Source organism: Streptomyces bacillaris (genome assembly GCF_003268675.1).
Lineage (GTDB): Bacteria > Actinomycetota > Actinomycetes > Streptomycetales > Streptomycetaceae > Streptomyces > Streptomyces bacillaris.
Genome location: NZ_CP029378.1, coordinates 7,860,367 through 7,881,582, shown reverse-complemented (window position 1 = coordinate 7,881,582; position 21,216 = coordinate 7,860,367). Strand labels below are relative to the sequence as shown.

Genomic DNA, 21,216 nt, shown 5'->3' with positions numbered 1-21,216 from the left:
AGACCACCACGAAGGTCGTCTTTAAGCCATCATTTTGATATGACTTCAAAATTTCATCAAAACAACCTATAGTCATCTGCGACCAGATCGACAGAGTGCAATTATTCCGTTGCACCTACGGGGATTGAGTAGATAAAATGAACCTCGCGCGCCGCTTTTTCAGCATCGGTGCCACATTGGCCGTGGTCTCCACATCCATTATGGTCGCATCAGCCAGTCCAGCCGCTGCAGCAGACCCGTGTGCTGGGAAGTCAACGAATCATATAGTGAAGAACTTCACGCGAGGATTCGTCAACGTTCCACTTCGCTGCGGGACGTCGACGTGGGGGTACCGCCACCTGGCCCCGAAGCACGGGTACAACAGCGCCATGATCGCGAACACGGTATCCCGCGGGAAGCAAAGCTTCGGGTTCTACTACCAGAACCTCTCCCAATGCCCCCCTATGACGTTCAAGGTCGTTTTTAACAACGGCCCGATCGGTGGAAGCGGTGTAAGCCCTCAGGGCATCATCACCGCGTACTACCAGCCTGGCCATATCGCATCGGCGGCCTCTAGTAGGGCTGCAGCAGCCTGCTAGAGTGGGACATATGAATGAGGAGCAAGGCCCGGCGGCCCTCAATGCAATGCTTTCAGAGGGCTTTAGCGAACCGGGCAGTCCTGTATTCAGGATAGCTCAGGTAGCCGTAAAGCCTGAAGGGGACGGGATTCGCCTCATCGCAACAGTAGATGTTGTCTGCGACAGCATGCGCGATGAGCAATGGGTCATCACCCTGGATTTCCCCGCAGAAGACTCCGCTGCGGCTGCGCCCGATGCATCGCCGAGCGAACACTCTTGGTTCACTTTGATGGTGAGATCGAACATCCTTGAGTGGTGGCACACGAGGAAGACTGATCCCAACATTCCAATAGCCCCTCTGCGCACAAAGTAGCTTCAGTGAAGCCACCCACTGTGCCTGGTAGGCAATTTACGTAATGAGTCTGAGCGGGATGAGCTTCGCTCTCAAAGAGCTCGTAACATGATCATATCGCGTTACGAGCTCTTATCATCCCCGCTTCAGCCTCCAGCCACTCCGCGATAGTTCGTTGTCCACACGCGGCCCCCCTGTCGCACCCACTCGACGGCGCCGTAGAGCAACTCAACAAGCCTCATCGAACTCGATGCGATGCGTCATGCCTCTATTGATCAGAAACTCATGGGGTTCTTGTCCAGGACGTAGCGGACGTGCGGGCCGCCGGAGTAGCCGCGGACGATGTGTGGTTGACGCTGGCGTCTGTGGAAGAACCTTCGGGTTTCGGCGGCGAGTTCGGCCTGGTTCCTGGCCCGGTGGGTGTGGGGCAGGCTGCGTTCGAGGTCGGCGTTGACGAGCTCGTCGGGGTTCAGTTCGGGTGAGTACGAGGGCAGGAAGTGCAGCTCGATCTGGTCTTGGTGGTCGGCGAGCCAGGCCCGGACGGTCTTCGAGCGGTGGGCCGAGTGCCGGTCGACAATCAGGTGGACCTTGTGGTCGAAGTGCCCGACGAGCCGGTCCAGGAAGCGGCACATGACCTTCGCGTCGAACGACTCGGTGAAGACCATGAAGTGCATCCGGCCACGGGTGCTGATCGCGGACATCGCGTTCACGGAGAACCGGTTCCCGGTCCGGCGGACGATGGGGGTGGAGCCTTTGGCGCCCCAGGTGCGGCCGGTGACCTGGTCCGAGCGGACACCGACCTGGTCGGCGAAGAGAACCTCGGCGTTCTCCGCCTTCGCCCTGGCCCGGATCGCCGGCCAGGTCTTCTCGCGCCAGAGACGGACCGCTTCCGGGTCCTGCTCGATCGCCCGCTTGTCCGGACGCTGGAAGGTCAGCCCCCAGCGCCTGAGGTACTTGCCCACCCCGGGCTCGGTGAAGCGGACGCCGTACAGCTTGAAGATCAGCTCGCCTATTTGCCCCCGCGTCCACAGCTGACCCGAAAGCCCCAGGCCGGCGGGGGTGTGATCAAGGACGGCCTGCCGTACAGCCGCCTGCTCGGCCTCGGACAGGACCTGGTGCTCGCCCACGCGGCGGCCTCGCGGGCGCGACAGCAGCGCGTCCCGGCCACCGGTCTGCCACCTCGTCCACCAGTTGTCCACGGCCTTGACCGACACCTTGAACAGGGCGGCCACCTCCACCCGGTCCCGGCCCTCCACCAACGCGGAAACCGCCAGCAACCGCACGGCTTCCTGCGCGTTCGGCGACCACGTCCGCGCGTCCCCCACCAGATCACTCACACACCATCAACGAGCCCGAACTCAAAGCGTTTCGGGTCAATATCGCCCCGCTGGGCAGCAGGGGCCCCTTTTCTTGCGCCACAGAACTTACTCAGATACCGACGGGAATTGCAGGCCCGGCAATTTTCTCCCGAGGTTTTTTCTGGCTCCGTTCTCCTGGTTCTGGGTGGAGCTGTCCCGCATCGGGGCTACCCCGCTGAGCAGAGGGCCGGCGGCTAGTTCGAACGGGATGCTCACCCCGGTTTTATCGGCGATCGCAGAGAAGGCCGCGACGATTGCCGAGACCCCGGGGTTTCGTGAAGACACCATGTCAGTCTCATCACAAAGAGGATGAAGGCTTTTCGCTCTCAGTGAGGGGCGGTAGCCGGGCTCGAAAGTCTCAACCTCTTCGCCGTTCTGCCAGCTTGCGACCACGTGGAATGCGTCAGCTCCACATGAAGCAGTGATGGAGCGGCTCCTTGAGGACAGCTCTTCCAGCACGTCCCTGCGCACGGAGATCGCCCCGAAGGTCTCAATGCAAAACCCCCAGTCTCCGGACGTTCCAGCCCGGACGAGCGAGTGGTTACTTGGTGGTCCAAGTGCTTCGTGGGCCTGCTCCAGAGTGATCTCTTCCAGGCATTCAACAGAGGCGCCGAAGCTCGCCAGTATCGCCTCCGGGGTTGCTCGGTGAGTGAAGTTGACGCACACTCCGCTCATATCCCTGACCCAACCCCAGGTGCTTTCAGGGGACTCGGACAAATCGTATCCAATCAAGTGCCTGTAGGCCTCTTCGGCAGCTACCGAAGAGGCCTACAGATCAAGCGGGCAGATGCCGTGAGCGACTTCTAGTTCGTGATGACAACCTCGAACTTTTCGTCGGGGATGATGCGTTCTGTCTGGCTATTGCTGCCGAGCTTACCCCCGGCGGCAGTGTTCTGTTCGAGCGGAACGTGCCCTCGAATGCAGGGCTCGTTACCCGTGACGTCAGGAGCGGCGGGATCTCCGTAGAACTGCCAGACCCCGTTTTCCAGCAGCGGGATGACATCTGCGCACAAGGCTCCGTTCCGCCCCCCTTCATGCGTTGCGGCGAAGGGGTACTCGTCACACGAGTCGTTGACCACCAGGTCAGGACGGTGCGTGAACGGCCTCGTGGCGCCTTCTCCGCACACGCGCGTACGGTTGCCTTCTGCGGCAGCGCTGTCAGCCAGACGCCGTAGGGGGTTACTCGCCGATCCCCAGCGGTCCACCAGCTTCTGCTGAGCCCACGCGTATGTGGCTGCCGCCGCACCGTACTGCGACAGGGGCAGCACCAGCTGCGGGCGGGCGTCCGCGTGGACGCAGCCGGTGCTCGTGTTGTTCGCGAACATCTTGTCGCAGCGCACTTTTCGCGGGTTGCCGATATTGGCTTCCGGGTTCAGGGGCACCGATCCCGGCTTGAGGGCCATGAGTGCGTAGCTCGTACTGACACTGGCGTACGCTCCGGCGCTGGGGGTCACCGTGAACTTGGACGTACCCGTCGCCGTCTGCCCCGCTCGGAGGTTCTGCGAACCAGTCCAGGGGCTGGGCTTTGTGGGAGTGCAACCGAGGCTGCACATCGATGTCCAGCTGAAATCGACGGATGTCACCACGCCCGTCATAGTGCCCATCGTGACCTTCTGGGTCTCTTCCCAGGTTCCACTCGTCTGCGACAGTGTCGCCGCCTGGTAAGTCGTGAAACTCGCGGTTCCGAGGACCTTGCCCGGCGTGCTGCTGTCGTACTCGGTGTACGTTCCCTTATGGGTCGCACAATACGTCTTTCGTGTGTGGCGCCACATGCCCGGCTCGAGGGAACATGAGGGCTCGTCCGCCTGAACCGCCGACTCGGTGGCCCCTCGTGCCGCTGCCCCCGTCGAATCCTGCAGTTCGGTGCACACCTCACCGGTGCCTGTCGGCAGGCACTTCTTAGATTCACCGTCCACCGGACTGATGATCACGGCTTCTGCCTGAGGACTTGACGGCGGGGAGTAGGAACCAAGGAGACGAGGCTCCTCGAAGTATTCCTGTGCCTGTGCTCCGCCGGAAAACCCCAGAAGTGTGGCCGTAACGGCGAACGTCGATATAGCAGCGAGTAATCTCGATTTCCCCATTGATCCCCCATAGGTATACATTTTTGCCCCGCTGCTGCGGGACCGTGCCGACCTTACCGAAGCTCTGGGTTCGGATTGCCACGGATTTTCGAGTTGACCTGAACCCGGTGCTGGCGGTCCTGATCCTTCCGCCTACAGCGCGCCTAACGCTGCCCAGGCGGCCTGGACTTCGTTGTACGCCTGGTGGGCGGCGGCATCGCGCGGACCCCGAGGGCCAGGGAGGTGGCCAGCGTGCGTACGGCGGGGATGTCCAGGATCAGCACGGCCACCACGCGCTGCAGGTCGACGAGGCACTGGTCGACGGTGCAGGGCAGCGGTCCCTGCTCCAGCTCCTGGCGCAGTTCGTACAGCTCGCCCGTCTGCGGATCACCAGCCCGTACGCGGCGCAGCACCTGCAGGACCCCCCACAGATGCTCCAGCTCCCACGCGGGCAGGGCGAGCAGGTACAACTGGCCCTCGGGGGTGGCGGGCAGCTGGTCGGCGAGGCGCCCGATGAGACCGGCCGCGGCGTCGTACGCGAAGGCGGGCAGGACACACGGCCGGTCCGGCTCGGACCGGGGGTGGAGGCCGGGGCAGTGTGGCTTGTGGTGATCGCTGTGGCGGGTGCGGGCGGCTCTTCCCGCCTCCTTACGCCCTGTTGGGGACGAGGGGGCGAAGCGGCAGCTCTTCGCGTGGCCGGGGAGGTGGTCGAGGGGTCAGTCCTGTGCGTAGCTGGGGAACTGCGCCCCGACCACGTAGGCGAGCACGATCAGTGCGGCCGTGGCCGCCAGGACGGTGACGTCCGCCGGCCGGACCTTCAGGTGGGCCAGCCGGATGCGGCGGCCATCGGAGTGGACCATGGCGTAGGTGAAGCCGCGGGTCTCCAGTGCCTCCACCGTCGTTCGGGTCCGTTTGGCCGTGTTGAGCATCATGGGGTAGAAGGCGTACACGGTGATCTTCGCTCCGCGCAGCAGTACGCGCCACGCCAGCAGCCCTCGGGAGGCGGGTGGGGCCAAGCGCAGGCGGTATCCGTCGATCACCGTCTGGAACTCGTCCACCAGGATCGGCAGCATCCGGTAGCCGTAGGACACGCCGAAGGTGACCAGGGCCGGCGCTCGCAGGCTCAGCAGGGCGTCGGAGAGCTTCTCCGGGTCCAGCGACACGAACGCCGCCATGCTGGCCATGCTCACGGTGCCCAGTTTCAGGGTGAGTTCGGCCAGGGAGAGCACCGTGGTGAGGTCGCCGTCGAAGAGCCAGGCTGCGGCGATCAGATATCCGGCCTCGGTGACCAGGCCGAAAATGAACAGGCCGACGACAAGCGGGCCGACCCGGCAGGTCACGACGGCCGCCGCGGCCACCGTGAACAGGATCGCCAGAATGGTCAGGTTGTGGGTGAACCAGGGGCTCAGCGCCATCAGCACGTACCAGAAGATCACGATCCGCGGGTCCAGCCGGGCGAGCAGGCCGCCGCGGGTGGCGTACGCGGTGCGCAGCAGTTCGAGCTTGACCCATTCGACGCTCAGGGTGTCGCGTTCGGTCCTCTTCACGATCTGGCCTCCTTCACGGCGGCGGGCAGTCGCCGGACGCACTCGTCCACCGTGAGCGGTGGCGGCGCCAATCCCAGGGCGCTTCCCAGGGCGGTGATCTGCGGTGGTACGACGCGGACGCGGTTCAGCAAGTCCTGGTCGGCGAAGAACTCCGCCGGGTCGCAGTCGCTCAGGACCCGGCCGTCGCCGAGGGCGACGACACGTGTCGCCCACTCGGCGACGAGATGCATGTCGTGGGTGGCAACGACCACGCAGCGGATGCGGTCCGCCAGTGCGTCCAGCATCGCGATCACGTCGTCCCGGGTGGCCACGTCGAGGCTGGAGGTCGGCTCGTCCAGAAGCAGCAGCGCCGGGGTCATGGCGAGGCCGATGCCGAGGGTGGCGCGGCGCTGCTGGCCTCCGGAGAGCGTGCGCCCGTCGCGGTCGGCGAGTGCGGTGAGCCGGATGCGCTGCAGGATGTCGTCCACCAGCGCGTCGGTGTCCGGCCGGCCGCGTCCGGCCGGGAACATCGCGATGTCCGCCCTCACGCTGTCGGCGAGGAACATCTGCTCGGGGCGCTGGTAGAGGTACGAAACGTGCTCGGCAAGCGTGGCTGGCCTGACCGAGCGGGTGTTGGTGTCGGTGACCTCGACGGTCCCGGAGCGGGGCACCTTGAGGCCGGTGAGCAGGCGCAGCAGGGTGGACTTGCCGGCTCCGTTGCCGCCGACGAGGGCGACGCGCTCGCCTTCGCGCAGCTCCAGATCCACGTCCCGTAGTACGGGGGTGAGTCCGCCGTGCACGTTCCGGTAGCCGTGCCGTACGCCGCGGAGCGAGGCCACGACGTTCGGGGACGACGGCAGGGCCGCAGGACCCGTCCCGGCGGCCGGTGCAACGGTGACGGCGGCCGGTCCGGGGAGAATCTCCGCCGGGGCGGGGTGCAGTCCGCGCTCGTCCAGCCAGCGGACGGCCTGCTCCACGGTCAGCGGTACCGGGCCCTCGGGTTCGACCGCGCGTGCGAGGCGCACCACCTGGGGGGCGGGAATGCCGTGGGCGGCCAGCTCTCCCGAGCGGGACAGCGCTTCCTCGACGGGCAGGTGCCACACGGGAGCGCCTTCGGCCATGAGCAGCACGCTCTTGCAGTACCGGGCGACGAATTCAGCGTGGTGCTCGATCACGACCACCGTCGTCCCCAGCCGCCGGTTGATGTCGGTGAGACGGCGATAGATCTCCTCGGCGCGCTCCGGGTCCAGCTCGGCCACCGGTTCGTCCACCACGACCAGGCCGGGCCGCATCGCCAGGATACTGGCCAGCGCCACCAAGTGCTGTTGGCCGCCGGAGAGCTGCCAGGTGTAGTGGTCGCGCAGGGCGGCGATTCCCAGCAGGTCCAGTGCTTCGTCGGAGCGTTCCCGCCAGTCGGTCAGGCCGAAGTTGACGGGACCGAAGGAGACCTCGTCGTAGACCGTCGGCCTGACGAGCTGGTTGCCGAAGTCCTGGTAGACGTAGCCGACCTGGTGGCTCAGGGAGGCGACGTTAGTGGTGGTGGTGTCCTGGCCGAACACCCGGACAGAACCGGTGTACGTACCCGACCAGAAGTGCGGGATGAGGCCGTTGAAGGTTTTGCACAGGGTCGTCTTGCCGGAGCCGTTCCCTCCGACGACGGCCATGAAGTCGCCGCGCTCGATGGTGAGACCGACGCCGGTGAGGCTGTCGTGTTCGGCCCCTGGATAGCGGAAGGACAGTCCCTGGACCTCCACGGCGGGTCCGGTGCCGGGAGCGACGTCGTCCGTTCGTGCCGCTGCCTCGGCCTCGTGCTGTCCGGCGGTGCCGATGCGGGCCGTCACGGCCGGGACCCGCTGCGCGCGGCGCGGGAGCGGCGCAGGGCTCGGGCCGCGAGGACGAGGCCGACCAGTACGATCACCGCGGCCGAGACGCCGATCCACAGGAACCTCTGCCCGTACCGGTCGACGAAGTCCGGCTCCCAGACCCCGAAGTTGGCGTCCAGTTCCTGCATGAAGGCGGCGATCGTGGCGACGAAGGCCAGGAAGATGCCGAGCAGCAGGAAGCGGGCGCTGACCCGGGCCCGCAGCCGCAGCGGCCGGTCGGGGTCGCGCGGTGCCAGACCCAGCAGCGGCTCGATCCGGCCGTGCAACCTCGGCGCGAGATACATCGCCGGGAGGACGCCGAACAGCACCCCGCTGATGAGGAGGTCGGTGGAGAACGCGATGCCCTCCAGCAGGAGCACGCTCTCCGCCAGCCCCTTGACGTACTCGGCCTCGGCGACACCGACGTAGACCTTGCCGATGTCGACGATCCCGCCGAGCATCTTGTCCACGCCGACCGCGACGAGGGCGGCCAGTGCCACCTGGGTCCGCCTGCGCGGGTCGCGCACCAGCGAGCCGGCTATGTAGAGGCCGAGCGAGAGCTGGATGTAGCCCTCCAGTTCGGCGAAGCCGGAGAAGTTGCCCATCAGCAGGTCGACGAAGACGATCTCGCCGAGCGGTGCGCCGAGGGCGGCGTACAGCGGGTGGAAGAGGCTCACCATCACCACGGGCACGAACGCCAGGTAGGAGACGGAGAGTTCGACAGGGCCGAGCTTCACCTCCGGCAGCACTTCGGTCAGGATATTGGCGAGCCCGAAGAGGGTCATCGACAGGACGAACACCATCAGCTTCTGCGCGGAGCCGAGGTCGCTGGGGTCGTCGGGACGGCCGAAGCCGGCGGAGGGCCGGAAGGCAGCCGCTCCTGTTTGGGTGGGTGAGGACATCACTGAGGCCTTGGCCTTTCGTCGGGGCGCGAGAGAGGGGCGGTGCTCCGGCCGGTCACGGGCCGGTGTCGGGAGGAGGTGTGGCGAGGCGTTCGCCGGTCGGCGTACGGGGACGAGGTCAGGGCCTGCCGGAGAGGAGCGGGACCAGTTCGGCGAGGGAGGCCACCACACGGTCGGGGCGGGTGGGGCCGGGCACCGACAGATGGCCGTTCAGGGCCTCGTCGTCGAGCGAGCCGCCGCGTACGAGGACGGTGGTGCCGATCCCGGCGCTCCGTGCGGCGGCCATGTCCCGGCCCGGTTTGTCCCCGGCGAACCAGCACGCCCTCGCATCCGTGGAGAGCCCGCGCAGCGCCTCGCGCACGGTGAGGGCATCGGGCTTGCGCCGGCCGAGTTCGTCGGAGTACACGTGCACACCGATCAGCTCCTCGACGCCGAAGGACGCCATGCGCTCGCGCACACTGCGGCCGCATACGGTGTTGGAGACCACGGCGACCGGAATGCCGAGTTCACGGCAGCGGCCCAGGAGTTCGGCCGCCCCCTCCCGCAGCGCGGGGCGGCTCTTGATGTGGGCCCACTCGTGGCTCAGCGCGACGGCCTCGGCGGCCAGCCACGCTCGCGCTCCGGGAGCCAAGGAGGTTCCGAAGAAATCCCGCCAGTACTGGAGCGGGGTGACCTCGGGCACGACGGGCCCTCGCTCGCCCTCGCTCTTGAAGCGCTGGTGCGCGCCACGTGCCTCGAGCAGCGCGGCGACGGCCTCCTCGTCCGACACACCGTGTCCCGCCCGCCTCAGCCGGGCGGCGAGCCGCAGCCCGAACTCCTTCTGGGCCTGGGGGTCCTTGACCGCGTTGGCGATGACTCCGCCGTGGTCGAGCAGCAGTGCGGCCGGGCCCGCGCCGGCCCGCGTTGAGGCCGTTGCGGTGACGGCCGACGGAGCCGGCGGCGGGGTGTCCAGTGCAGCGGCCAGGACCGGGACCAGGCCCTCAGGCGTGTCATAGACGGCGTGGGGGCGGACGGACACCGGGTAGGGCGGGTTGTCGGTGTGCTTGTCGCGGGTGACGATGACGGCCGCGACACCGGCCCGGTGGCCGGCCGCCACGTCCCGGTCGATGGTGTCGCCGACGAACCAGCAGCGCTCGGGCCGCGTGCACAGGGCGCGCGCGGCCCTCTCCACGATGGTCGGGTGGGGTTTGCGGATGCCTACCTCGTCGGAGTAGAGCTGCACGTCCACCAGTTCCTCCAGCCCGTGCTCGCGCATCAGGGCCCGGTGCGAGCGGCCCGCGTGGGCGTTGCTCACGATGCCGACCCGGACGCCGAGCCGCCGCGCGGTGTGCAGCAGTTCACGGACTCCCGGGCGCACGGTGTGCTCCGAGAGAAGAGGCGTGAGCTCACCGAGCAGCCAGCCCGCGCTGCCCGCCAGGACGGCACGAGCCGGTTCCGGAAGGTCGGAGGCGAGGAAGTCCTCCCAGATCTCACGGTGGGTCAGCTCGACCGGCTCCCGGCGACGGCCGGCGGCGTTCTTCCAGTCCTTGAGCGCCGCCAGGCCCGCGTCGAGAGAGACCCGGAGCGTCTCCTCGGCCACCGCGTGTCCGGCCCTGGACAGGTGGCGGTGGATCAGGGCGGCTGCGTCCGCTCGTCCCTCGGGACGCTTCTCGGTGTGGAAGACCACCCCGCCGAAGTCGAGCAGCAGCGCCTCGGGCCGATGGGCGAGGGCGGGTGATACGGGTGCGTGCGGCTGGTTCATCTGCTCCCCTGGCTGGTGTCCTGACGGCGAACGTAGGGGGGACGGGTGAACTTCCGGCGCCCGGAGAACCAACACCGGACGGTCCCGTCTGGAACGTTCCAACCACCGCCGCGACCGTAGACGCGGAACGTTCCACTACTTGGCGGGGCCGCCGGGTCCCGTGTCTCCGCCTCGGACCCCGCCTGCATACTGGACGCATGCCGCACGCTCCCTCGCGCCGCCCCACGATTCTCGACGTCGCCCGGGCCGCGGGCGTGTCCAAGTCCCTGGTCTCCCTGGCCCTGCGCGGCGACGCCGGGGTGAGCGAGAGCACCCGGGCGCGCATCACCGCCGCCGCCGACCAGCTGGGCTACCGTTCCAACGCCCTGGCGCGCGGCCTCGTACAGGGCCGCACCATGCTGCTGGGGGTCCTGCTGACGGACCTGGCCAACCCATACCACACCGATGTGGTCGCCGGAATCGAAGAGGCCGCGGGCGAGGCCGGCTTCGGCGTCCTGCTGGCCCACGGCCGACGCGACGCCAAGCGGCTCGCATCTCAGCTCGACACACTGGTCCAGCTCAACGTGGACGGTGTGATCGCGGTGAGCAGCTGGGTGGATCCGGCCGACCTCCAAGCCGCCGCACGCCGCACGCCGGTGGTCGTCGTCGGACGCCCGGAGCACCCCCCCGCGGGCATCGACACCGTCGCCAACGATGACGCGGCCGGTGCCGCCCTGGCCATGACGCACCTGGTCGGGCTCGGCCACCGGGAGATCGCGTTCGTCACCACCTCGCGCCGCCCGGCCGCCGAGGGAAGGCGGTGCGGCTATGAGACGGCGTCCCACCGGGCCGGGCTGTCCCCGCACACCGTGGCGGCCGAGAGCGTCGAAGAACTCCCTCTCCGTGTTGCCCCGTTGCTGAGATCCGGCGTGAGCGCCCTGATCGCGAACAACGACCTCACGGCAGTGGCGCTGCTGGACATCGCGCACGACCTGGGCCTACCGGTACCCGAGCGGCTGTCGGTCGTCGGCTATGACAACAGCACCCTGGCCGCACTGGTCAGGCCCCGCCTCACCAGCATCGACCAGCCCCGCCCGGAACTGGGCCGGACCGCGGTGCGCCTCCTGCTCCAGCGTTCGGGCGGCCGCACGACGGACCGTCACGAGGTACTGAACCCCCGCCTGGTCGCCCGCGGTTCGACCGGCCCGTACGGTCGGTGACCCCGGGCGGCGCGTCGGCAAGAGGCGGACGCCACCGGACGGGCGAGCACGGGGCGCCCCTGCGGGCCCGGAAGCATTCGGCGGGCGGCGAAGGGCCGACGGCAGGAGCCGCCCGCGGGCCCGGCTCCGCCTATCGGCGGGTGAACCTTCCCCTTGATCGTGGACACCTGGAGACTGGGACCTGAGGTTCCAGAGGAAGTAGCACCAGGTGGGAAGCAAGTACACGAAGCGGTACACCGCGGAGTTCAAGAGGGACGCCATTGCGCTCGTCGACTCCACGGGCAAGACGGTCACCGCCGTCGCCCGGGAACTCGGCATCAGCTCTGAGTCCCTGCGCGGCTGGTACCGCCAGGCCAAGGCCGACCGTGGCGAGGGCGCCCCGGGAGAACTCACGACCGCCGAGCGCGAGGAGCTCAAGCGCCTGCGTCGGCAGAACGCCGAGCAGGCCAAGACGATCGAGGTTCTGCGAAAAGCCGCGGTCTTCTTCGCGAAGGAGAGCGATCGGTGAGCGAGACGTATGCGTTCATCGAGGCGGAGAAGACCACCCACGGCGTCGCTTTCCTCTGCCGCCTGCTCAAGGTGGCCCGTTCCTCGTTATATGCCTGGCTCGCCGAGGCAAAGCCCCGGGCCGCCCGCCGGGCCGCCGACCAGGCCCTGGTGCACGAGATCACCGTGATCCACGTCGGCTCGCGCCAGACCTATGGCGTCCCGCGCGTCCATGCCGAACTGCGGCGTCTGGGAAGGGCGGTGAACCGTAAACGGGTCGCCCGTCTCATGCGCGAGCACGGCATCCAGGGCGTGACCCGCCACAAGCGGCGTTCGCTGACACGAGCGGACAAGAAGGCCAGGACGGCCCCGGACCTGATCGGCCGCCAATTCCACGCCGAAATGCCCGGCACGAAACTGGTCGGCGACATCACCGCCCTGCCCACCGGCGAGGGCTGGCTCTACCTCGCCTGCTGGCTCGACCTGGCCACCCGCGAGGTCGTCGGCTACTCGATGGCCGACCACCACCGCGCCGATCTCGTCATCGATGCACTGGACATGGCCCACGGCCGCGGTGGACTGCAACCCGGCTGCGTGATCCACAGCGACCGCGGCAGCGAAGGCGGATTCAATCCGTCGTCGCAACACCTCATGATCAGCGAGGTGTGGGATGGTTCGTCGTCAGCAGGCAGCCGATCGGGCGACACGGTCAAAGTTGAGGTCTCCGGGGCATCCCAAATTTCAGCGTCATATCGAAGCAGCTTTCTGGGATGAAATCGCCAAAGGTCTCCTCGCGGAGGAAGCGGCCGCGGATATCGGCGTGGCGCCAGCGGTGGCCACTCGCTGGTTTCGGCAGTGTGGCGGCATGCGACCGTTCGATCCGAAACCGAATTCGGGCAGGTACCTGTCGTTCTCTGAGCGGGAGGAGATCGCGCTCCTCAACGCCCAAGGCAAGGGCGTTCGTGAAATCGCTCGGCAAGTCGGCCGCGATCCGGGGATGATTTCCCGCGAGTTGCGGCGCAACGCGGCCACCAGGGGCGGGAAGCTCGATTACCGGGCATCGGTCGCGCAATGGAAATCGGACATGGCCGCACGCCGGCCGAAGACATCGAAGCTGGTCGCCAATCCGCGGTTGCACGCGTACGTCCAGGAGCGACTGTCCGGACAGATCAGCACGCCCGGCGGCAAGGCGATCGCAGGACCTGCGACAGGCGCGTGGACGGGGCGGAACAAGCCGCACCGCAAGGACCGCGCGTGGGTGCAGGCGTGGAGTCCGGAGCAGATCGCGAACCGGATCAAGTTTGATTTCCCGGATGATGAGTCCATGCGCATCAGCCACGAGGCGATCTACCAGGCGCTCTACATTCAGGGCCGCGGGGCGCTGAAGCGGGAGCTGATCTTGTGCCTTCGCACGGGCCGCGCGCTGCGTGCCCCGCGTGCTCGTTCGCGTCGCAAGACCTGGGCGCATGTGACGCCCGAAGCGTTGATCAGTGAACGGCCTGCCGAAGTCGAGGACCGTGCCGTTCCCGGCCACTGGGAAGGCGACCTGATCATCGGGCTGGAGCGGTCCGCGATCGGCACTGTCGTCGAGCGGTCAACTCGATTCACGATGCTGGTTCACCTGCCGCGCGAGGAAGGCTACCGGCACAAGCGATCGGTCAAGAATGGTCCTGCGCTGGGTGGTTATGGGGCGATCACGATGAAGACCGCACTCACCAATACGATGTCGACGCTGCCCGAGCAGCTGGCGCGGTCGCTGACCTGGGACCGCGGCAAGGAGATGTCGGCCCATGCGCAATTCAGAGTCGAGACGGGAATCCCCGTGTTCTTCGCCGATCCGCATAGTCCGTGGCAGCGCGGCACGAACGAGAACACTAACGGGCTCTTGCGCCAGTACTTCCCGAAAGGCACCGATCTCTCGAGATGGTCCGCCGAGGAAGTCGAGGCCGTCGCTCACACTCTCAACAGCAGACCCCGCAAGGCGCTCGGTTGGAAGACACCCGCCGAGGCGTTCAACGACCAGCTACAGTTGCTTCAACAAGCTGGTGTTGCAACGACCGGTTGAATCCGGTCAATACGTGTCAATTCGGTATACCGACCGGCTCGCGGACATCGGCGCCTCCGCCTCCGTCGGGTCGGTCGCGGACTCGTATGACAACGCGATGGCCGAGGCGCTGAACGGGACCTTCAAGGCCGAGCTGATCGAGATGCAGGGTCCTTGGAAGGACGTCGAGCAGGTCGAGCGGGCGATCTTCCAGTGGGTCACCTGGTACAACGAGGAACGTCTGCACTCCGCGCTCGACTACGTGCCGCCGGCCGAGCACGAGGAAGCCTTCTGGCGCAGCCAGGAGCAAACCCCGCAGTCCGCCTGAACCAATCAAGATCGGACTCTACGAAACTCGGGGCAGCTCAGGGTGAAACCGAAGCCGGGCTCCCAGGTCCGTTCCGATGAGTGCGTCCTGGACGAGCTGATGTCGCCGCACAGGAACCTGGACGGGGCGCGTACGCGGCTGGTGATGCGGGACAACTGGGCGAGCCGCTGGACGGCCGCGTGGCAGATCAACCGGTCGGAGGTCATCTGGCCGGTCCGGGACCTGGGTTCGGTGCCGGTGCTGTCGTCGAAGCCGGTTCGCGGGTTCACCTGGAGGACGAAGCAGAGGCATCGGCCTGGGCTGGAGTTCCTGGTCTCTACAGGGCGGATGCATGGCTTCGAATCGCTGGAGGAGAGGGCAGCGCTGCTGGCCCTGGACTTCATGACGGTGATTGAGGTGCTTCCGCAGCCCTTCACCCTCAGCTTCGAGCACGTCGACGGGCATGGCGGACACATCCCCGACTTTCGAGCCGCACTCGGCGCCGCCTCGCGCCGGGACGTCCGCCAGGCCCTGCGCGGCATGGCCGCCCAGGGGCTGCTCGAGGAGGTCCAGCGCAAGGCCCGCCACGTACTGTTCCGCATCGCGAGCCCCGCCCCGCCTTCCGCCTGACCCCGCCGCAGCCTCCCGTCTGCGAAGCCCGCCGGGAAGTACTCGAGTGCGGCATGACGGGTTGGTGGCGGAGCGAGTGGGGCTGTCTCTGCCTCAGCGATGCATCAGCACTGGTCACGCGGCTGCGGCTCCGATCACCGCTACGGCAGGCGGGCAATATGAGCTTGCGGCGAACGGATCTCGTCGGAGTGCTGTTCAGGTGCCTGTGGGGGGCTCAGCCCTGTTTTCGGTGCCGTCCTCTCCGGCCGGATAGTTGCTCAGGAGGGAAGTGCCGAACGCCTGCAGGCGCTGAAGAGCCTGCTTGTCGGGCTCTGCCCGGCGGGCGAGTGCGTTGCGGATCTCCTGGTAGACGGACACTTCGAGGCCGCAGCGTCGGCAGTCCTCCAGGTGTGCTGCGGCCCGGCGGGCGGTGATCTCGTCCGTTTCTCCGTCGAGGTATGCCTGCATCACGCGTGCGACTTGCAGGCAGTTCATCCGCCGCTCAGCCGCTGGACGACGCCACCATGGACGCTTGTTCACATCACACCTCGCTTCGGTGCCAGTCCTGCTGTGGCCAGTCGTGCCCGTATCCGCTTGCGTGCCCGGTGCAGCCTGCTCATCACGGTGCCCTCGGGCACGTCCAGCAGGTGGGCGGCCTCGGCATAGGACAGGCCGTCGATGTCCACCAGTTGCACCACCTGGCGGTGCTTGTCCGGCAGCGCGCTCAGCGCCTCGTCGACCACCTCGTCGAACTCCCGGCCGACCACGATTTCTTCCGCCGATCCGGTGGGCCCTGTAGAGCTGAGCCGGTCCAGATCGGTGTCGGGGTCGTTCAGCAGACAGGGACGGCGACGCCGTTGGCGGTTGATCTCGGCCCGCCGCATGATGGTCATCAGCCATGCACGCGGGTGCTTCCCGTCGAAGCGGTCGATGGCCCGGTAGGCGCGCAACAAGGTGTCCTGCACCAGGTCTTCGGCGTCCGCCGGCTGTGCGGTGAGCGTCATCGCCACACGCAGCAGGACCGGCACCTCCGGCAGTACATAGGCGGCGAACGCCTGATTCCGCGGGTCCGCAGGGTCCGGTGGCGCTGTCACTTGGTCTTCCACACGGCGGAAACCCCCTCTGCCCGGGCCCGCATTCCCTCTGCTCGTGCTCTGCGGTCCGCCCGGGTGCCACCGTAGTCGGCTGAAGGGCCCGCAAGCGTGCGGGGGCCGCTGGAATGCGGCGGGCGGCTGGAGGGTTCCCGCTGCATGACGAGGCAGAGGGGCCCCGTGCCGGGGCGCGTATGGGTCACGTGCGGGGAGACGATCCGGCATCTCCGGCTGCGCGGACAGGTGGAGGCGTATGCCGATGGTGAGCTTGCCGGGGGCCGGCGTGTGCGGATGGCCGCACACATCGACCGCTGCTGGGCCTGCAGCGGGACTCTGCAACTGCTGCAGCTGATCAAGGCTTCCCTGCGGAACAGTTCTCGGCGGACGCCCCCTTCTCTCGCCTCTGCCCGGATGCGGCGCCTCGCGAAGGAGCTCAGCACACCCTCGGGCCAGGGCCGGCACCGTTGCTGAAGGCTACCGGCCTGGCTGCGGGCGGTCCGGCCGGTCAGCAGCAGCCCGGTGCGGCGCCCGGGCCTGATGCGGCCGCTTCCCCGGCGGGGGCGCAGGGGAACAGGCCGTAGTGCCGGCTCTTGGTGCCGGTGACGGCGAAATGGGGGGCGTAGCGGGTGGCGGAGAGCATGTCGGCGGTGTTGCCGCAGACGAGCACCGGCTTGCCGGCGGGAAAGCGGTGGTGGTCGTCGAGATCGAAAGCGTGCGGGTACTCGCCGATCGTGCCGTGGTAGACGGCGACCTGGCCGTAGTCCTCGCAGCGGTCCTCCAGCGGGAGCTTGAAGGCGCGGACGGTGCGGGAGGTGAAGGCGGCGAAGCCGACCCTCCGCCCGATGTCCGGGTCGCCGATCGTCACCGGGGAGACGCTGACGGTACGCAGGTCCGGGCAGCCGACGCGGTCGAGGATGCGCCGGAAGTCCTGCGTATACAGGGCTCCGGCGAGGCACTCGCCCACGAGGACGGGATCGTCCAGGAGCACGGCGGGCAGGCGGCGGTCGGCGAAGATGTCGGAGAAGTACAGCTCACCGCCGGGCCGCAGGACCCTGAATATCTCGGAGAGAACGCGCGGCTTGTCCGGGGAGAGGTTCACGACGCAGTTGGAGACCACGAGGTCCACCGAGGCGTCCGGGATGCCTGCCCCGGCCAGGTCCTCGATGTAACCGTGCCGGAAGTCGGTGTTCGCGTAACCGAACTGCTCGGCATGCCAGTCCTGGTGGCGGTGGGCGAGGGCGAGTTGTTCCTCGGTCATGTCGACGCCGATCACCCGGCCTGTCGGGCCGACCAACTGGGACAGCACGTAGGCGTCCCGGCCGCTGCCACAGCCCAGGTCGAGCACGGTGGCTCCCTCCAGGGCGGGCGGGATGGGCGAGCCGCAGCCGTAGAAGCGTTCCATGACCTCGTCGTGCACACGGCTCAGAGCCGTAGCGATGTGTGGCGCCGGCGCCACGTCCGTACAGCACGCCGAGGTCTTGAGGTCCGCTGAGGAGGCGAGCACCTTGCCGTAGTACTCCCTGACCGATTCCGCCACGGACGGCAGGGGCGTCTGTCGCCCCGGGGATACGCTTTTCGTCGCCATGTCTCTCCCGGATGAGTGAGTTCTCGCGCACCGCCCGGTGGTTCACCGGAGCAGGATGGGAACCCGCTGTGCGACGGTCGTCATTCCCCTTTGTGTCCTTCCGATTTGTGTCCTTCCAAGCCTCGCTGGATGGGCTAGCGACCAGCCAAGGCCCGTGAACAGCGTTGCCACCTGGGTTTCTCCGTTCCCGTGCCGTCGGCCACGGTCAAGCCCCGGGGCCTCATACCGGGCGGCGGGAGACCAGAAGTCCGGGGGCGATGAGTTTCGCCGTCAAGTCCGGTCTACCCGTACACCTGATCAACCGGCCCCGGGAGCGCATCATGACCGCCACCTACACCTTCGACGTCTTCTCCACCCTTGACGGCTTCGGCAACACCGGCGGCGACAGGGCGGGCTACTGGGGCAAGCGGGGCCCCGAGCTCCTCGCCCATCGGCTGGCCCTGTACGGGCAGGAGCAGCGGATGGTCCTGGGGGCCAACACCTACCGGGAGTTCGCGTACATGCTGGCCTCGAGCACGGAAGGGTCCGAAGTCCGTGACCCATGGGTTACCCGGATGGCCAGCCTGCCGACCACGGTGGTGTCGACCAGGTTGGAAGGCCCCCTGGACGGACTGGATGCGACCGTGGTGAGCGGCGATGCCGTCGACATCGTCGCCCGGCTCAGGGAGGAGTCCGAAATGCCGCTGCGTTCGCACGGCAGCCTGTCGATGAACCGGGCGCTGATGGCGGCCGGGCTGGTCGACGTCGTCCAGGTGACGCTCTTTCCTGTGATCACCGGTCAGAGCGGACTGGACCCGGTCTTCCGGGGCGCAGCCGACTTCGACCTGGAGCTGGTGGAGAGCCGGACGCTCGACGGCAACATCCAAGAGCTCGTCTACCGCCCCGTCCTGCACGTCTAGACCTGTCCAGGCGCCGGCCTGCTCCGAGGGCGGAGCGCCCGTGCCGCCCACCAGCCGCCCGCGCTCAGCACGAGCAGAGCGCCCAGCGCGATCCACAGCCCCAAAGAGCCGGGGTCGCCCAGGGAACCGCCGAGCCCGGTGTAGACAAGGGTGCCCGGGATGATGCCCAAGGCCGTGGCAGTGACGTAGGAGGAGAAGCGGACACCGGCCACCCCGGACCCGTAGTTGATCACCGAGAAGGGAAACAGCGGCACCAGCCGCACCAGCAGGACGGCAACAAAGCCCCGGCGCGTCAGAAAGGCGTCCAGCCCGGCCAGCCGCCCCGAACCTGCGTACCGGGCGACCACCGGACGCCCCAGCCAGCGCGCCAGGCCGAAGGAGAGAGCCGCGCCCGCCGTCGCGCCCACGAGCACCGCGCCGGCCCCCACCGGAAGCCCGAACAGCACGCCGGCCGAGGCGGTCAGTACGGAGCCAGGCAGCAGGGCCGTCACGGCCAGGGCGTAGATGACCGCGAAGACGACCGGCCCCCACATCCCGAGCGAGTCAACCCACTGGCGCACATCACGCAACAGGTCTCCGCCCCCAGCGCCACCCAGGAGCCGAGCGCAAGGAGCAGCAACACGAGGAAGGCCAGCCGTATCCACGCCGCACGTGCCGGCCGCCGTCCCACCTCGTCCGGGTCCGTGGCGGACGGTGGAAGCTCGGTCGCGGGCAGACCGGCTGCCGGGCGGTTCATGGTGTCTCCTGTCACGGCTGGTCGGTAGGAAGTTCGGCCACGACGCGACGCAGTGGCAGTTCCAGACGCCGCCCCGGGGTTGCCCATCTCGCGAGGGAGCGCTTGGCGGCCCGAGCCCGGTGGGCGGTGAGGCCGGGCAGGTAGAGAGCATCTGCCAGCAGGGCCGCCGCGTCGGCCGAGTCGATGGCCAGGGTGAAGACGTGCCGCTCGTCGCTGCGGACACGGAACCCGGCCGCGCGCAGATGGGAGGCAAGTCGGTCGCGGGCCTGCGGGTTGGGCCACGGCTGGCGTACGGCGCGCAGGGCCGCCATCACCCGCACCCAGCCGAGCATCCCGGACGGGGAGAGCCCGGACTGGGAGGGCACCAGCGCCGCGAGCACGCCTCCGGGCCGCAGCACACGCCGGATCTCCCCCAGCGTCTGGGGCAGGGGCGTGACCACCGGCAGGCACATGGCCGCGCAGACCGCCCCGACGCTCGCCGAGGCAGCGGGGAGTGCGTCCGCTGCGGCCCGCACCAGCGGCCCCCGGCCTTGCCGGGCCGCCTCGGCGAGTTCCGCGGCCGAAAGGTCGACTCCGACCCAGTCGGCGTCCGGGAGTTCCTGACGGGTGGGTGCTGAACCGCAGGCCAGGTCGAGGACCGTGCCCTCGATGCCTCGCAGCGGTTCGGCCAGCCAGGCATACGGTGAGGCGCTGGCCAGGGAGAAGAGTTGCTCGGTGATGCCGGCGTGCTCTTGGTGGTATGCGGTGATGAATCGTTGCCAGTCCGGTTCGTCCATCCAGCCCCGCCCCTCCTGTGACTTATGGAGGCGGCTCGCGCCCCCTGTGCTTGCCCTCGGGAACCCTGCCGGGCTGGTCACGCATTCCGTTTGGGACACGCCGCAGGCGCGCGGATGAAGCGGGAGGGCCATCGCGACCGAGATCGTGGGGGCGGGAAAGGGAAGGCACCGCCTGTGTCAACGGGTTCCCTTCCCGTCCCCCGCCCGCGCCGGCCGTCCCACGACGGCGCACCGACAGAGAGTCCCGCACCATGAAGAGGTACGACCTGGTGGTCATCGGCGGCGGCAGTGCCGGTCTGACCGCGGCCCGCACCGCCGGACGCCTCGGCGCCCGCACGCTGCTCGTCGAACGCGACCGCCTGGGCGGGGACTGCCTGTGGACAGGATGTGTGCCGAGCAAGGCACTGCTGCATGTCGCCGCCGACGTCCAGGCCGCCCGCCGCGCCACTGCCTACGGGCTCCCGCCGGTGACCGGTCCGGCCGACCTCACGGCGGCCATGGCGGAGGTGAAGCGGGCGATCGGCGCGATCGAACCCCACGACTCAGCTGAGGCACTCGCCCCGTACGGAGTCGACGTCACCTACGGCGCAGCGTCCTTCACCGGCCCGGGAACCCTTACCGCTGGCGGGCGGGAGGTCTCCTTCCGGTACGCGCTGATCGCCACGGGCTCCTCGCCGGCCCTGGTGCCGGTCCCCGGCCTGGCCGAGGCCGAGCCGTTGACCAGCGACATGGTCTGGGGCTGTCGGAGCTCCCGCGTCGCCTGGTGGTGCTCGGTGGCGGGCCGATCGGCTGCGAGCTGGGCCAGGCGTTCGGCCGGCTCGGCTCGCAGGTCACCCTCGTGGAGGCAATGGACCGCCTGGTGCCGCGCGAGGAGCCCCGGGCCTCGCAGGTGCTGCGGGAGCGGCTGGAAGCCGAGGGCGTCACCGTACTGACCGACTACCGCGCCGAGAGAGTCGATGCCGACGCCGTTCACGGGCCCGGTGGTCCTCTGCCCTACGACGCCCTGCTGGCCGTCACGGGGCGCCGTTCCCACACGCACGGGCTCGGATTGGAGGCGGCCGGCGTGGAACTCACCGACGCCGGTCATATCCGCACCGACGGTCGGCTGCGCACCACCAACCAC

21 protein-coding genes and 2 pseudogenes are annotated in these 21,216 nt (G+C 68.2%); 10 read left to right on the top strand and 13 right to left on the bottom strand.

The genetic code is table 11. The features are described from left to right. Nucleotides 1-588: 588 nt before the first annotated feature. A complete protein-coding gene (locus DJ476_RS34740) occupies nucleotides 589-930 on the top strand; it encodes a hypothetical protein (protein WP_128837728.1) in 342 nt (113 codons plus the stop codon). Between the two features lie 254 nt (nucleotides 931-1,184). Here DJ476_RS34740 and DJ476_RS34305 read toward each other — a convergent pair whose 3' ends face one another. The 8 genes from DJ476_RS34305 to DJ476_RS34270 form a co-directional block, all read right to left on the bottom strand. Then, nucleotides 1,185-2,246, bottom strand: coding sequence for an IS630 family transposase (locus DJ476_RS34305; RefSeq protein ID WP_167480415.1), 1,062 nt, complete (start codon nucleotides 2,244-2,246; stop codon nucleotides 1,185-1,187). Between the two features lie 87 nt (nucleotides 2,247-2,333). Next, the gene (locus DJ476_RS34735; protein WP_162638853.1) at nucleotides 2,334-2,933 is read right to left on the bottom strand and encodes a DUF6461 domain-containing protein; all 600 of its coding nucleotides are present in this window, start codon (nucleotides 2,931-2,933) and stop codon (nucleotides 2,334-2,336) included. 137 nt (nucleotides 2,934-3,070) lie between these two features. After that, the gene (locus tag DJ476_RS34730; RefSeq protein ID WP_128837729.1) at nucleotides 3,071-4,198 is read right to left on the bottom strand and encodes a NucA/NucB deoxyribonuclease domain-containing protein; all 1,128 of its coding nucleotides are present in this window, start codon (nucleotides 4,196-4,198) and stop codon (nucleotides 3,071-3,073) included. A 296-nt stretch (nucleotides 4,199-4,494) separates the two neighbouring features. Beyond that, on the bottom strand, nucleotides 4,495-4,800 hold the full coding sequence (locus DJ476_RS34290) for a hypothetical protein (RefSeq protein WP_112492383.1): 306 nt from the start codon (nucleotides 4,798-4,800) through the stop codon (nucleotides 4,495-4,497). Between the two features lie 246 nt (nucleotides 4,801-5,046). Further along, the gene (locus tag DJ476_RS34285) at nucleotides 5,047-5,877 is read right to left on the bottom strand and encodes an energy-coupling factor transporter transmembrane component T family protein (RefSeq protein ID WP_112492382.1); all 831 of its coding nucleotides are present in this window, start codon (nucleotides 5,875-5,877) and stop codon (nucleotides 5,047-5,049) included. Next, nucleotides 5,874-7,697 carry an ABC transporter ATP-binding protein gene (locus DJ476_RS34280; RefSeq protein ID WP_208853560.1) on the bottom strand — a complete coding sequence of 608 codons (1,824 nt, stop codon included), beginning with the start codon at nucleotides 7,695-7,697 and terminating at the stop codon, nucleotides 5,874-5,876. Before DJ476_RS34280 ends, DJ476_RS34285 begins: the two co-directional genes overlap by 4 nt. After that, nucleotides 7,694-8,620 carry a cell division protein FtsQ gene (locus tag DJ476_RS34275; protein ID WP_112492381.1) on the bottom strand — a complete coding sequence of 309 codons (927 nt, stop codon included), beginning with the start codon at nucleotides 8,618-8,620 and terminating at the stop codon, nucleotides 7,694-7,696. The genes DJ476_RS34280 and DJ476_RS34275 overlap by 4 nt, the downstream gene beginning before the upstream one ends. 118 nt (nucleotides 8,621-8,738) lie before the next feature. Next, complete coding sequence (locus DJ476_RS34270) at nucleotides 8,739-10,361, bottom strand: HAD-IA family hydrolase (RefSeq protein WP_112492380.1); 1,623 nt, start codon at nucleotides 10,359-10,361, stop codon at nucleotides 8,739-8,741. A gap of 197 nt (nucleotides 10,362-10,558) precedes the next feature. Between DJ476_RS34270 and DJ476_RS34265 the strand changes: the two genes are divergently transcribed. From DJ476_RS34265 to DJ476_RS34240, 6 genes and pseudogenes are all read left to right on the top strand, one after another. Next, nucleotides 10,559-11,560: a LacI family DNA-binding transcriptional regulator gene (locus DJ476_RS34265; protein WP_112492379.1), complete on the top strand. Its 1,002-nt coding sequence runs from the start codon at nucleotides 10,559-10,561 to the stop codon at nucleotides 11,558-11,560. Between the two features lie 208 nt (nucleotides 11,561-11,768). Further along, nucleotides 11,769-12,068, top strand: coding sequence for a transposase (locus tag DJ476_RS34260; RefSeq protein WP_073772198.1), 300 nt, complete (start codon nucleotides 11,769-11,771; stop codon nucleotides 12,066-12,068). Continuing rightward, nucleotides 12,065-12,820 (top strand): IS3 family transposase, encoded by a 756-nt coding sequence (locus DJ476_RS34255; RefSeq protein WP_162638851.1) that lies wholly within the window; start codon nucleotides 12,065-12,067, stop codon nucleotides 12,818-12,820. The genes DJ476_RS34260 and DJ476_RS34255 overlap by 4 nt, the downstream gene beginning before the upstream one ends. Further along, nucleotides 12,717-14,111, top strand: coding sequence for an IS30 family transposase (locus tag DJ476_RS34250; RefSeq protein WP_112492377.1), 1,395 nt, complete (start codon nucleotides 12,717-12,719; stop codon nucleotides 14,109-14,111). The genes DJ476_RS34255 and DJ476_RS34250 overlap by 104 nt, the downstream gene beginning before the upstream one ends. 7 nt (nucleotides 14,112-14,118) lie before the next feature. Further along, nucleotides 14,119-14,418 (top strand): annotated as a pseudogene (locus DJ476_RS34245) (transposase); the annotation flags it as partial. A 42-nt stretch (nucleotides 14,419-14,460) separates the two neighbouring features. Continuing rightward, nucleotides 14,461-15,027 (top strand): hypothetical protein, encoded by a 567-nt coding sequence (locus DJ476_RS34240; protein ID WP_112492375.1) that lies wholly within the window; start codon nucleotides 14,461-14,463, stop codon nucleotides 15,025-15,027. 195 nt (nucleotides 15,028-15,222) lie between these two features. Here DJ476_RS34240 and DJ476_RS34235 read toward each other — a convergent pair whose 3' ends face one another. Next, complete coding sequence (locus tag DJ476_RS34235) at nucleotides 15,223-15,546, bottom strand: anti-sigma factor family protein (protein ID WP_262388358.1); 324 nt, start codon at nucleotides 15,544-15,546, stop codon at nucleotides 15,223-15,225. Continuing rightward, nucleotides 15,543-16,100 (bottom strand): RNA polymerase sigma factor, encoded by a 558-nt coding sequence (locus DJ476_RS34230; RefSeq protein ID WP_112492373.1) that lies wholly within the window; start codon nucleotides 16,098-16,100, stop codon nucleotides 15,543-15,545. Before DJ476_RS34230 ends, DJ476_RS34235 begins: the two co-directional genes overlap by 4 nt. A 156-nt stretch (nucleotides 16,101-16,256) precedes the next feature. Here DJ476_RS34230 and DJ476_RS36225 point away from each other — a divergent pair, with 156 nt between their 5' ends. After that, nucleotides 16,257-16,568, top strand: a complete 312-nt coding sequence (locus tag DJ476_RS36225; protein ID WP_112492372.1) for a zf-HC2 domain-containing protein — start codon at nucleotides 16,257-16,259, stop codon at nucleotides 16,566-16,568. 34 nt (nucleotides 16,569-16,602) lie between these two features. Here the strand turns inward: DJ476_RS36225 and DJ476_RS34220 are convergent, their stop codons facing one another. Continuing rightward, on the bottom strand, nucleotides 16,603-17,634 hold the full coding sequence (locus tag DJ476_RS34220; RefSeq protein WP_308311712.1) for a methyltransferase domain-containing protein: 1,032 nt from the start codon (nucleotides 17,632-17,634) through the stop codon (nucleotides 16,603-16,605). 368 nt (nucleotides 17,635-18,002) lie between these two features. Here DJ476_RS34220 and DJ476_RS34215 point away from each other — a divergent pair, with 368 nt between their 5' ends. After that, nucleotides 18,003-18,581, top strand: coding sequence for a dihydrofolate reductase family protein (locus tag DJ476_RS34215; protein ID WP_112492709.1), 579 nt, complete (start codon nucleotides 18,003-18,005; stop codon nucleotides 18,579-18,581). On the opposite strand, the gene DJ476_RS34210 is transcribed toward DJ476_RS34215, so the two are convergent. Further along, on the bottom strand, nucleotides 18,578-19,141 hold the full coding sequence (locus tag DJ476_RS34210) for a TVP38/TMEM64 family protein (RefSeq protein WP_318294915.1): 564 nt from the start codon (nucleotides 19,139-19,141) through the stop codon (nucleotides 18,578-18,580). The genes DJ476_RS34215 and DJ476_RS34210 overlap by 4 nt on opposite strands. Nucleotides 19,142-19,328: 187 nt before the next feature. Continuing rightward, a complete protein-coding gene (locus tag DJ476_RS34205) occupies nucleotides 19,329-20,093 on the bottom strand; it encodes a methyltransferase domain-containing protein (protein ID WP_112492370.1) in 765 nt (254 codons plus the stop codon). A gap of 251 nt (nucleotides 20,094-20,344) precedes the next feature. Here DJ476_RS34205 and DJ476_RS36220 point away from each other — a divergent pair. Beyond that, nucleotides 20,345-21,204, top strand: a pseudogene (locus DJ476_RS36220) (dihydrolipoyl dehydrogenase family protein); the annotation flags it as partial. Nucleotides 21,205-21,216: the final 12 nt, after the last annotated feature.

Bases quoted from the DNA above. Each gene is read 5' to 3' on its own strand.
- DJ476_RS34205 (WP_112492370.1), bottom strand. From the start codon at position 20,093: ATGGACGAACCGGACTGGCAACGATTCATCACCGCATACCACCAAGAG.
- DJ476_RS34215 (WP_112492709.1), top strand. From the start codon at position 18,003: ATGACCGCCACCTACACCTTCGACGTCTTCTCCACCCTTGACGGCTTC.
- DJ476_RS34270 (WP_112492380.1), bottom strand. From the start codon at position 10,361: ATGAACCAGCCGCACGCACCCGTATCACCCGCCCTCGCCCATCGGCCC.
- DJ476_RS34265 (WP_112492379.1), top strand. From the start codon at position 10,559: ATGCCGCACGCTCCCTCGCGCCGCCCCACGATTCTCGACGTCGCCCGG.
- DJ476_RS34740 (WP_128837728.1), top strand. From the start codon at position 589: ATGAATGAGGAGCAAGGCCCGGCGGCCCTCAATGCAATGCTTTCAGAG.
- DJ476_RS36225 (WP_112492372.1), top strand. From the start codon at position 16,257: ATGACGAGGCAGAGGGGCCCCGTGCCGGGGCGCGTATGGGTCACGTGC.
- DJ476_RS34250 (WP_112492377.1), top strand. From the start codon at position 12,717: ATGGTTCGTCGTCAGCAGGCAGCCGATCGGGCGACACGGTCAAAGTTG.
- DJ476_RS34275 (WP_112492381.1), bottom strand. From the start codon at position 8,620: ATGTCCTCACCCACCCAAACAGGAGCGGCTGCCTTCCGGCCCTCCGCC.